The organism is Simplicispira metamorpha, from assembly GCF_004341365.1.
Classification (GTDB): domain Bacteria; phylum Pseudomonadota; class Gammaproteobacteria; order Burkholderiales; family Burkholderiaceae_C; genus Simplicispira; species Simplicispira metamorpha.
Map to the genome: position 1 here is coordinate 1 of NZ_SLXH01000009.1, position 11422 is coordinate 11422.

An 11422-nucleotide genomic window follows, 5' to 3' on the forward strand; every position below is an offset into this window, starting at 1 on the left:
TTCTGTGTTACAGTAGAGGGCTTCGCTACCCGGTGCTTTGGTTTTTCCGGTGTTGTTTGGGTGGCGAAGGTGGTTGAAAAAGTTTTCTGGGTTTTGTGTTTAGTTGCTGAAAAGCGGTGTAGAATACAAGGCTTCGCTAGATAAGATTGCTGCTTGCAGTGTTCTGTTTGGTGAGAATGCTGAGAAGTTTAAATAACCCTCAGTGTTGACAGGAAATAAAAAGACCTGTTATAATTCAAGGCTTCGCTGATCGCAGCGACCTTAGTGGAATAAGAGTTAAATCTGTTCTGTTGGTACTTTAAAAATATACAGCCGATAAGCGTGGGCGTTTGGACGTGGATTGCCAAGTTCTTTGGAACTAGTGCTTGCACTACAAACGCTCATGGAGAAGTGAAGTTCACTTCGATTTCTTTATGAGTTAACTCGGAAGAGTATAAATTTAACAAGATCGAACTGTAGAGTTTGATCCTGGCTCAGATTGAACGCTGGCGGCATGCCTTACACATGCAAGTCGAACGGTAACAGGTCTTCGGATGCTGACGAGTGGCGAACGGGTGAGTAATACATCGGAACGTGCCCGATCGTGGGGGATAACGCAGCGAAAGCTGTGCTAATACCGCATACGATCTACGGATGAAAGCGGGGGATCGCAAGACCTCGCGCGGACGGAGCGGCCGATGGCAGATTAGGTAGTTGGTGGGATAAAAGCTTACCAAGCCGACGATCTGTAGCTGGTCTGAGAGGACGACCAGCCACACTGGGACTGAGACACGGCCCAGACTCCTACGGGAGGCAGCAGTGGGGAATTTTGGACAATGGGCGAAAGCCTGATCCAGCAATGCCGCGTGCAGGATGAAGGCCTTCGGGTTGTAAACTGCTTTTGTACGGAACGAAAAGACTCTGGTTAATACCTGGGGTTCATGACGGTACCGTAAGAATAAGCACCGGCTAACTACGTGCCAGCAGCCGCGGTAATACGTAGGGTGCAAGCGTTAATCGGAATTACTGGGCGTAAAGCGTGCGCAGGCGGTGATGTAAGACAGATGTGAAATCCCCGGGCTCAACCTGGGAACTGCATTAGTGACTGCATCGCTGGAGTGCGGCAGAGGGGGATGGAATTCCGCGTGTAGCAGTGAAATGCGTAGATATGCGGAGGAACACCGATGGCGAAGGCAATCCCCTGGGCCTGCACTGACGCTCATGCACGAAAGCGTGGGGAGCAAACAGGATTAGATACCCTGGTAGTCCACGCCCTAAACTATGTCAACTGGTTGTTGGGAATTCACTTTCTCAGTAACGAAGCTAACGCGTGAAGTTGACCGCCTGGGGAGTACGGCCGCAAGGTTAAAACTCAAAGGAATTGACGGGGACCCGCACAAGCGGTGGATGATGTGGTTTAATTCGATGCAACGCGAAAAACCTTACCCACCTTTGACATGTACGGAAGATCGCAGAGACGCGATTGTGCTCGAAAGAGAGCCGTAACACAGGTGCTGCATGGCTGTCGTCAGCTCGTGTCGTGAGATGTTGGGTTAAGTCCCGCAACGAGCGCAACCCTTGCCATTAGTTGCTACATTTAGTTGAGCACTCTAATGGGACTGCCGGTGACAAACCGGAGGAAGGTGGGGATGACGTCAAGTCCTCATGGCCCTTATAGGTGGGGCTACACACGTCATACAATGGCTGGTACAAAGGGTTGCCAACCCGCGAGGGGGAGCTAATCCCATAAAGCCAGTCGTAGTCCGGATCGCAGTCTGCAACTCGACTGCGTGAAGTCGGAATCGCTAGTAATCGTGGATCAGAATGTCACGGTGAATACGTTCCCGGGTCTTGTACACACCGCCCGTCACACCATGGGAGCGGGTTCTGCCAGAAGTAGTTAGCCTAACCGCAAGGAGGGCGATTACCACGGCAGGGTTCGTGACTGGGGTGAAGTCGTAACAAGGTAGCCGTATCGGAAGGTGCGGCTGGATCACCTCCTTTCTGGAAAACTGCAATCTAGTTTGAACGCCCACACTTATCGGTTGTTGGAAGAAGTCGCTGTAAAGCAACTGCAAGATTAAAAATTCTTGTTGTTATTTGCAGAGACCCGCTTGGGTCTGTAGCTCAGTTGGTTAGAGCACTGTGTTGATAACGCAGGGGTCGTTGGTTCGAGACCAACCAGACCCACCAAGTGTTACAGGTCAAATTTCGACACGACAATGCGATTCCTGGGGGATTAGCTCAGCTGGGAGAGCACCTGCTTTGCAAGCAGGGGGTCGTCGGTTCGATCCCGTCATCCTCCACCAACCAAGTATTTGGTTTATACGTGATTCAACACCAAAGTGGCTTTGAAAAAGGCTACTTTGTTGTTGATCGATATTGTTCGATCAATCGGCTGTTCTTTAAAAATTCATAGAGTCGAATCAGAGTTGCTGATGGAAACTGCAAGGATAAAACCTGCAGACCGTGCCATCAGCAACATGAAATTTTTGATTGCGTCAAAACGAATATTCAAGCTTAGCTTGGAAATTCAAAAGTAATACGATGAAGGCCCGAAAGGGTTTAGTTGATTACGGCATAACGCGCAAGGTGAAAGACCTTGCAAGTCCTTGAAAGAAAATGGAGATGTTTCGCAAGAGACGTCAAAGTTATAGGGTCAAGTGACTAAGAGCATGTGGTGGATGCCTTGGCGATGATAGGCGACGAAAGACGTGATAGCCTGCGATAAGCTTCGGGGAGCTGGCAAATAAGCTTTGATCCGGAGATTTCTGAATGGGGAAACCCACCCTTAGGGGTATCGCACACTGAATACATAGGTGTACGAAGCGAACCGGGTGAACTGAAACATCTCAGTAGCTCGAGGAAAAGACATCAACCGAGATTCCGAAAGTAGTGGCGAGCGAAATCGGAGAAGCCTTGCAGTGATAGCACGACGGTTAGCAAAATGGGATGGAAAGCCCAGCCATAGCAGGTGATAGCCCTGTATGCGAAAACCGACGTGTGGTACTAGGCTGCAGAAAAGTAGGGCGGGGCACGAGAAACCTTGTCTGAATATGGGGGGACCATCCTCCAAGGCTAAATACTCATCATCGACCGATAGTGAACCAGTACCGTGAGGGAAAGGCGAAAAGAACCCCGGGAGGGGAGTGAAATAGATCCTGAAACCGCATGCTTACAAAAAGTAGGAGCCTCGAAAGGGGTGACTGCGTACCTTTTGTATAATGGGTCAGCGACTTACATTCAGTGGCAAGGTTAACCGAATAGGGAAGCCGTAGAGAAATCGAGTCCGAATAGGGCGAACATAGTCGCTGGGTGTAGACCCGAAACCAAGTGATCTATCCATGGCCAGGATGAAGGTGCCGTAACAGGTACTGGAGGTCCGAACCCACTAGTGTTGCAAAACTAGGGGATGAGCTGTGGATAGGGGCGAAAGGCTAAACAAACTTGGAAATAGCTGGTTCTCTCCGAAAACTATTTAGGTAGTGCCTCAAGTATTACCGTCGGGGGTAGAGCACTGTTTAGGCTAGGGGGTCATGGCGACTTACCAAACCTATGCAAACTCCGAATACCGACGAGTACAGCTTGGGAGACAGAGCACCGGGTGCTAACGTCCGGACTCAAGAGGGAAACAACCCAGACCGCCAGCTAAGGTCCCTAAAATTGGCTAAGTGGGAAACGAAGTGGGAAGGCTAAAACAGTCAGGATGTTGGCTTAGAAGCAGCCATCATTTAAAGAAAGCGTAATAGCTCACTGATCGAGTCGTCCTGCGCGGAAGATGTAACGGGGCTAAGCCAGTTACCGAAGCTGCGGATGTGCAATTTATTGCACGTGGTAGGAGAGCGTTCTGTAGGCCTGTGAAGGTGTCTGGTAACGGATGCTGGAGGTATCAGAAGTGCGAATGCTGACATGAGTAGCGTTAAAGGGGGTGAAAAGCCCCCTCGCCGTAAGCGCAAGGTTTTCTACGCAACGTTCATCGGCGTAGAGTGAGTCGGCCCCTAAGGCGAGGCAGAGATGCGTAGCTGATGGGAAACAGGTCAATATTCCTGTACCGATCAATAGTGCGATGTGGGGACGGAGAAGGTTAGCTCAGCCAACTGTTGGATATGTTGGTTCAAGCCTGTAGTCGTGCTCGGTAGGCAAATCCGCCGGGCTTAGATGAGGGGTGATAACGAGTCTGCTTGCAGACGAAGTGAGTGATACCCTGCTTCCAGGAAAAGCCACTAAGCTTCAGCTATTGACGACCGTACCGCAAACCGACACTGGTGCGCGAGATGAGTATTCTAAGGCGCTTGAGAGAACTCAGGAGAAGGAACTCGGCAAATTGATACCGTAACTTCGGGAGAAGGTATGCCCCAATTAGGTGAACCTGTACAAGGCAAGCCAAAAGGGGTTGCAAAAAATCGGTGGCTGCGACTGTTTAATAAAAACACAGCACTCTGCAAACACGAAAGTGGACGTATAGGGTGTGACGCCTGCCCGGTGCTGGAAGATTAAATGATGGGGTGCAAGCTCTTGATTGAAGTCCCAGTAAACGGCGGCCGTAACTATAACGGTCCTAAGGTAGCGAAATTCCTTGTCGGGTAAGTTCCGACCTGCACGAATGGCGTAACGATGGCCACACTGTCTCCTCCTGAGACTCAGCGAAGTTGAAATGTTTGTGATGATGCAATCTCCCCGCGGAAAGACGGAAAGACCCCATGAACCTTTACTGTAGCTTTGTATTGGACTTTGAACGGATCTGTGTAGGATAGGTGGGAGGCTTTGAAGTGTGGTCGCTAGATCACATGGAGCCAACGTTGAAATACCACCCTGGTGCGTTTGAGGTTCTAACCCAGGTCCCTTATCGGGATCGGGAACAGTGCATGGTAGGCAGTTTGACTGGGGCGGTCTCCTCCCAAAGCGTAACGGAGGAGTTCGAAGGTACGCTAGTTACGGTCGGACATCGTGACGATAGTGCAATGGCATAAGCGTGCTTAACTGCGAGACTGACAAGTCGAGCAGATGCGAAAGCAGGACATAGTGATCCGGTGGTTCTGTATGGAAGGGCCATCGCTCAACGGATAAAAGGTACTCTGGGGATAACAGGCTGATACCGCCCAAGAGTTCATATCGACGGCGGTGTTTGGCACCTCGATGTCGGCTCATCTCATCCTGGGGCTGTAGCCGGTCCCAAGGGTATGGCTGTTCGCCATTTAAAGAGGTACGTGAGCTGGGTTTAAAACGTCGTGAGACAGTTTGGTCCCTATCTTCCGTGGGCGCTGCAGATTTGAGGAAGCCTGCTCCTAGTACGAGAGGACCGGAGTGGACACACCTCTGGTGTACCTGTTGTCACGCCAGTGGCATCGCAGGGTAGCTAAGTGTGGAAGAGATAACCGCTGAAAGCATCTAAGCGGGAAACTCGTTTCAAGATGAGATCTGCCGGGGGCTTGACCCCCCTGAAGAGTCGTTCTAGACCAGGACGTTGATAGGCTGGGTGTGTAAGCGCAGTAATGCGTTCAGCTAACCAGTACTAATTGCTCGTGCGGCTTGACCCTATAACTTTGATCTCCAATGATCAAGGTCTGTTATGCCAATAGCGCAATCAAAAACAATCTGATTCCATACTCTATGAATTCGCTAGGCAGTCCAAAAAACTGCCCAGCAACAAGTTACGCCTGATGACCATAGCAAGTCGGTACCACTCCTTCCCATCCCGAACAGGACAGTGAAACGACTTCGCGCCGATGATAGTGCGGGTTCCCGTGTGAAAGTAGGTCATCGTCAGGCACCAATAGCCTCCAAACCCCCCCGTAACCTCACAAACAGGTCACGGGGGGGTTCGGTTTTGGGGGGGTAGAAAATATATAAAAAACTAGAAAGACAAAGTCTGAAGCTTGTCTCTTCTTCGTGGAGCCGTATATGCAACTACAAGATATTCTTTATTCTCAGGGATTCGGTACCCGTCGTGTTTGTGCTGGATTGGTACAACAAGGTTGGGTCGAGATTTACGATGTCGATGGGAATAATTTTCCTGTGGTTTGTACCAATTCAACGGCTGATTTCTCTCTTGAGGGTTTCAAATTTCGTGTTCAGGGGATAGATTGGGAATGCTTTTCTCAGGCTTATGTCGTGCTTCATAAACCTGCGGGAACAGAATGTTCCCAAAAGCCATCAACATATCCCAGTATTTACACTTTGCTGCCTTCTCCTTTAAGAAACCGACCAACCAAAAGTGCGATCCAAGGTGTACAAGCAGTGGGGCGATTGGATCAAGATACTACGGGTCTTTTGTTGCTCAGTGATGATGGTCAATTCATCCATCGAATGAGTTCTCCTAAAAAACATGTTCCCAAGGTTTATCAAGTCACTGCCAAGCACCCTGTGACATCTGTGCAGGTAGAGCAACTTTTGGCCGGTGTAGTGCTTGACGATGATCCAAAGCCTGTACGTGCAGCAGCTTGCGTTTTGACGGATGAATATCGCTTGGATTTGACACTGACTGAAGGTAAGTACCATCAAGTCAAGCGAATGCTTGCAGCAGTCGGTAACCGTGTTGAAGCATTGCACCGATCCCGGATTGGTGCGTTAGAGCTTCCTGCTGATCTCGCCCCTGGTCAGTGGCGTTGGTTGACTACAGAAGATCTACAAAAATTACAGGCCGTAGCCTGAAAAATAGAACGCTTTAGGCATTTCATGCAAGCCCACGGCTAAACTCGTTGCATGTTTTGAAAGCTGTTTGTGAAATTTCTGATGCACGGCATGCTCCGCATTGCGGTTGTGGGGAGCGTGGTTTTTGGTGGGGTCGCCTTTGCTGCGCAGCCGCCTGTGTTTGTGCTCAATTCACTGGATGCCAACGTCAGTGTGATTGATCCGTCGAGTTGGGTGGAAACATCGCGTATTCCTACAGGGAAAGAGCCACATCACCTCTACCTCACACCCGATGAAAAATCCCTCATTATTGCCAACGCTTTGGGGGACTCGCTGACTTTTGTGGATCCGCGCACAGCGCAGATTCAGCGCACGGTGCGTGGCATTATTGATCCTTATCATTTGCGCTTCACACCGGATATGAAGTGGCTGATCACCGCAGGCAACCGGCTGGACCATGTGGATTTTTATCGCTGGGATGGCAAGGAGCTGACGTTGGTGCGGCGGGTTGCCACGGGTCGCACACCCAGCCATTTATGGATCGATAGCGCCAGCCGCCGTGTTTATGCCACGATGCAGGATAGCAACGAGTTGGTAGCTATGGACATCGCAAGCCAAACCATTTTGTGGCGCATTCGCACAGGGGCGACTCCAGCGGATGTGTATGGCAATGGGGATGGGCGTCGACTTTTTGTCGGGCTGACGGGCAGTGATGGTGTGGAAGTTTTTGATATTTCTGCCCAAGTGCCACGCAGTCTCCAAATTATCAAGACGGGTGAGGGTGCCCATGCGTTTCGAGCCGCTGGTGATGGGCGGCATCTTTATGTCAGCAACCGCGTGGCCAATACCATCAGCAAGATTGACATGAAAGCCCTGGAAGTGACAGCGCAATACCCAGCCCCCGGTGGCCCCGATTGCATGGACGTCTCTGCGGATGGGCGTTGGATTTACCTGAGTTCACGCTGGGCACGGAAATTGACCGTGATCGATACACACACGCGCCAAGTGGTACGCCAAGTGAAAGTTGGAAAGTCGCCCCATGGTGTTTGGACGCTTAACCACGCGCCCCGTTAGAGCGGTGCTCCACATGATTTCAGGTGCCAGATGGCGGCTTTTTTATGCTTCTGTATTGATAGCTGTTGGCGCTTATCCAGCGGGCGTTAGAGCCCAATTTAGTTGTGAAAAACCGGTGTATCTCACGCTGGATACCGGGCATATGGGTATCGCGCATTTGGTGGCCCAGGTGCTGGCCCGTCAGCAGGTCGTTGTGACTTTTTTTGCTGCCAATGAGCCAACTCAGCAAGGCGACGGCAGCTTGGGCAGTTATTGGTCTGCTTGGTGGCGTGATCGTGCAGCAGAAGGCCATGCCTTTGCTTCGCACACCTGGAACCATACCTATTGGCGTGCTGATGCAGGCACACCAACGGCACCTGCATTCCGCGTGCGCCCTTCGGCTGGGCCCCGGGCGGGCCAGGAGTTCATTCTCAGCGCGGCGCAGTACTGTGATGAGATTACGCAATCTGCGCGCCGTTTGCAGGCATTGACGGGGCAGGTGCCTTTGCCGCTGTTTCGTGCGCCCGGCGGCAAAACGTCAGCACGGTTGCTTGCTGCGGCGCAAGCGTGCGGTTATGCCCATGTGGGATGGTCACCTGCCGGATTTTTGGGCGATGAGCTACCCAGTGAGCAGTTCAGCAACCAGGCATTGCTGCAAGAAGCCTTCAAAAACATTCGCAGCGGCGATATTTTGCTTGCCCACCTGGGCATTTGGTCGCGCAAAGACCCGTGGGCACCGGCGGTTCTGGAGCCGCTTATCGTGGGGCTGAAAGAGCGTGGGTTTTGCTTTCGCACGTTGCGCGAGCACCCCCGGTATGCTGGGTGGCAGGCAGGAAAATCCTGAATTCTTGGGGCAAGGACGACGCGATGGATTGGTTGGCAACAGGGTTTGATGCAGCGCAGCAATGGCTTTTTGAAGCCGTGGTGCAGCCGCTGCTGTTTGCCGGTGGCATGGCCAATTTTCTGGAGGATGGCTACCGTGCCACGGGGTGGCTGCTGGTCGGGCTGCTGCAATTGGTTGTCATCGTTGGCTTGCTGGTACCGCTACAGCGTTGGCGGCCTGTGGAAGCGATTACAGACCGCGGCGCGGTACGCACTGACATCATTTACACGCTGCTGCACCGGCTGGGGATATTCCGTGTGGGGCTGTTTTTGGCGTTGGATCCATTGTGGGACACGTTTTTTGGCGCGCTCAGCGTCGGCGGCATCACGACTTTCCAGCTCGACAGCATCTGGCCGGGTATTACTGATATTCCTTGGGTCAGTCTGCTGTTGTACCTGGCGGTTTTTGATCTGCTGGATTATTGGATTCACCGTGGTCAGCATCGCTTCGAATGGTGGTGGCGTCTGCATGCGTTGCACCATTCTCAGCGCCAGTTGACGGTATGGAGCGACAACCGTAACCATCTGCTGGACGATATTTTGCGTGACAGCATCATTGTGCTGGTAGCGCAGTTGATTGGTGTGGCACCTGGGCAGTTTGTTGCCATCGTGGCCCTGACGCAGTTGAGTGAGAGTTTCCAGCATGCCAACTTGCGGCTGTGGTTCGGCCCTGTGGGTGAGCGCTTGTGGATCAGCCCCCGGTTCCATCGACTGCACCATGCGTTGTATGCGGGCCATGCCTTGACTCCGAAAACCGTAGGGAGCAGCAATTTTGGCGTGCTCTTGCCATGGTGGGACATGCTGTTTGGTACCGCCAATTTTGAGCGGCGTTTTGACCCTACGGGGGTGTACGACCAGATAGAGCCGGGCCCTGATGGCCGAGTGCGTGATTACGGCCAGGGTTTTTGGGCGCAGCAGTGGCGCGGCTTATTGCGGTTGGCCGGGCGGGCGTAGCACCCCCCTGCATTCGTTGACAAAAGGTATGCTTGAACCCATGGCCCTTTTGCTGGATTCATTTTGGCGTGCGATGGCGTATTGTGTGCATCCACGCGTAATCATGCTGTCGCTGCTGCCCTTGCTGTTGATGGCCATTTTGGCTTTGGGGCTGGGTTATTTTTACTGGGATGCCGCAGTGCAATATGCGCAGGCATTGCTACAGGCGCCCGGTCTGATGAGTAGCTTTTGGAATTGGCTACAGCGCTTTGGCATTGCGGATGCCACATCTTTCGTTGCACCGCTGATAGTGGTCGCTTTCATCACCCCTCTGATCGTGCTGGTGGCATTGCTGGTGGTGGCTGTGTTGATGACGCCTGCCCTGGTTGCTTTGGTGGCCCAGCGCCGCTTTGCCACTCTGGAGCGCAAAAAAGGCGGCTCTTTGTTGTGGAGCTTGGGGTGGTCGCTGGGTTCAACTGCACTGGCATTGCTCGCCTTGGTGGTGTCGGTTCCTTTGTGGTTGATTCCGCCGTTGGTTCTGGTGCTCCCGCCGCTTATTTGGGGATGGCTTACCTACCGCGTAATGGCTTTTGATGCATTGGCAGAGCACGCCAGCTCTGCCGAGCGCAAAGCGCTGTTTTTGCGCCATCGCTGGAGTTTGCTTCTGATTGGGATTTTTTGTGGTTATTTGGGTGCTGCGCCAGCCATTGTGTGGGCTTCCGGTGTGGTTTTTGCGGCGGCGTTCTTTATCCTGATTCCGTTGGCTATCTGGATTTACACCCTGGTGTTTGCGTTTTCTTCTTTGTGGTTTGCACACTTCTGCCTTTCTGCACTGGCTTTGCTGCGTGCGGAAACCGACACCCGCGTCGTGATTGATCCCTCTGAGCGCACGCCAGATAGCGTACTTACCGACCACAATACACCCTCTGTTACCAATTTACCTCCACCTGAAAAAGCCGCGCCATGACGCAAAAATTTGGACTCATCATCGTTGGCGATGAAATCCTCTCTGGCAAACGCGTTGACAAGCACTTGCCCAAGTTCATTGAGCTTTTAGCTGCACGCGGTCTGGCGCTGTCTTACGCCGACTATGTGGGCGATGACCCTGAGCGCATTACTGCCACGTTGCAGCGTGCCTTCGCGTCGGGGGACATCATTTTCTCGACGGGTGGGATCGGTGCCACACCGGATGACCATACCCGCCAGTGCGCTGCACGGGCGTTGGGCGTGCAGCTGCAATTGCATCCCCAGGCTGAAGTGTTGATTCGTGAGCGCATGCAGGATATGGCGCGCGAGCAAGGAACGCCCTACGAACCTGAGCGTGCCGACAACGTGCATCGGTTGAATATGGGTGTTTTTCCAGTGGGGGCACACATCATTCCCAATCCTTACAACAAGATACCGGGCTTCAGTTGCAGCGCTGGTAGTGGCGGTGCCGTGCATTTTGTGCCCGGCTTTCCCGTCATGGCATGGCCGATGATCGAATGGGTGCTGGATCAGCAGTACCCGCACTTGTTCCACCGTGCGCCGCAGATAGAGCACTCCGTGCTGGTACTGGGTGGTATGGAAGCCACACTCACGCCGTTGATGGAGCGGATTGAACGTGAGCACGCACCTGTGCGGGTTTTCAGCTTACCCAGCGTCGATCACCCTGTGCACGGACGCCATATTGAATTGGGTGTCAAAGGCCCTGCGGCGGTGGTTCCTGCCGCATGGGTTGACTTGCGTGCAGGATTGCACTCTATTGGTGCAAAAGTAGGCCCCGAATTAGTGCGCAATCTTTGACGTGTCATTTTTCTCTTTTGTTGCACCTTTGTGGTGCATCTATCCGCAGCGTTAGGCGTGAACTTATGGTGCATCTCTCGCTGTGCAGTGTCCGCAGGGTTGGCATGTAATCTGCTTTTCACCCGGCATACTTCTTTTTCAACAAGCGTTTTTTCCAGGA

General features: G+C 52.5%; 6 protein-coding genes, 2 tRNA genes and 3 rRNA genes. All 11 read left to right on the top strand.

What is annotated here, in order from left to right; genetic code table 11:
* The first annotated feature begins 450 nt into the window (after window positions 1-450).
* A 16S ribosomal RNA gene (locus EV674_RS06280) occupies window positions 451-1983 on the top strand.
* Window positions 1984-2095: 112 nt separating this feature from the next.
* Window positions 2096-2172 (top strand) — tRNA-Ile (locus tag EV674_RS06285).
* Window positions 2173-2212: 40 nt separating this feature from the next.
* A tRNA-Ala gene (locus EV674_RS06290) sits at window positions 2213-2288 on the top strand.
* A gap of 348 nt (window positions 2289-2636) precedes the next feature.
* Window positions 2637-5516 (top strand): 23S ribosomal RNA (locus EV674_RS06295).
* A gap of 119 nt (window positions 5517-5635) precedes the next feature.
* Window positions 5636-5748, top strand: a 5S ribosomal RNA gene (gene rrf, locus EV674_RS06300).
* The 16S, 23S and 5S rRNA genes sit together here with 2 tRNA genes alongside, the layout of an rRNA operon.
* Before the next feature lie 132 nt (window positions 5749-5880).
* The gene (locus tag EV674_RS06305) at window positions 5881-6630 is read left to right on the top strand and encodes a 16S rRNA pseudouridine(516) synthase (protein ID WP_119012829.1); all 750 of its coding nucleotides are present in this window, start codon (window positions 5881-5883) and stop codon (window positions 6628-6630) included.
* A 90-nt stretch (window positions 6631-6720) separates the two neighbouring features.
* Window positions 6721-7683 carry a YncE family protein gene (locus EV674_RS06310; protein WP_119012842.1) on the top strand — a complete coding sequence of 321 codons (963 nt, stop codon included), beginning with the start codon at window positions 6721-6723 and terminating at the stop codon, window positions 7681-7683.
* Window positions 7684-7696: 13 nt separating this feature from the next.
* Window positions 7697-8506 carry a polysaccharide deacetylase family protein gene (locus tag EV674_RS06315; protein WP_119012828.1) on the top strand — a complete coding sequence of 270 codons (810 nt, stop codon included), beginning with the start codon at window positions 7697-7699 and terminating at the stop codon, window positions 8504-8506.
* Window positions 8507-8529: 23 nt separating this feature from the next.
* Window positions 8530-9498 carry a sterol desaturase family protein gene (locus EV674_RS06320; RefSeq protein ID WP_119012827.1) on the top strand — a complete coding sequence of 323 codons (969 nt, stop codon included), beginning with the start codon at window positions 8530-8532 and terminating at the stop codon, window positions 9496-9498.
* A 28-nt stretch (window positions 9499-9526) separates the two neighbouring features.
* Window positions 9527-10444, top strand: a complete 918-nt coding sequence (locus tag EV674_RS06325) for an EI24 domain-containing protein (RefSeq protein ID WP_241524904.1) — start codon at window positions 9527-9529, stop codon at window positions 10442-10444.
* Complete coding sequence (locus tag EV674_RS06330) at window positions 10441-11262, top strand: competence/damage-inducible protein A (RefSeq protein WP_119012825.1); 822 nt, start codon at window positions 10441-10443, stop codon at window positions 11260-11262. The genes EV674_RS06325 and EV674_RS06330 overlap by 4 nt, the downstream gene beginning before the upstream one ends.
* Window positions 11263-11422: the final 160 nt, after the last annotated feature.

Coding starts and splice junctions, on each gene's coding strand:
- EV674_RS06310 (WP_119012842.1), top strand. CDS start 6,721: ATGCTCCGCATTGCGGTTGTGGGGAGCGTGGTTTTTGGTGGGGTCGCC.
- EV674_RS06315 (WP_119012828.1), top strand. CDS start 7,697: ATGATTTCAGGTGCCAGATGGCGGCTTTTTTATGCTTCTGTATTGATA.
- EV674_RS06325 (WP_241524904.1), top strand. CDS start 9,527: ATGCTTGAACCCATGGCCCTTTTGCTGGATTCATTTTGGCGTGCGATG.
- EV674_RS06330 (WP_119012825.1), top strand. CDS start 10,441: ATGACGCAAAAATTTGGACTCATCATCGTTGGCGATGAAATCCTCTCT.
- EV674_RS06320 (WP_119012827.1), top strand. CDS start 8,530: ATGGATTGGTTGGCAACAGGGTTTGATGCAGCGCAGCAATGGCTTTTT.
- EV674_RS06305 (WP_119012829.1), top strand. CDS start 5,881: ATGCAACTACAAGATATTCTTTATTCTCAGGGATTCGGTACCCGTCGT.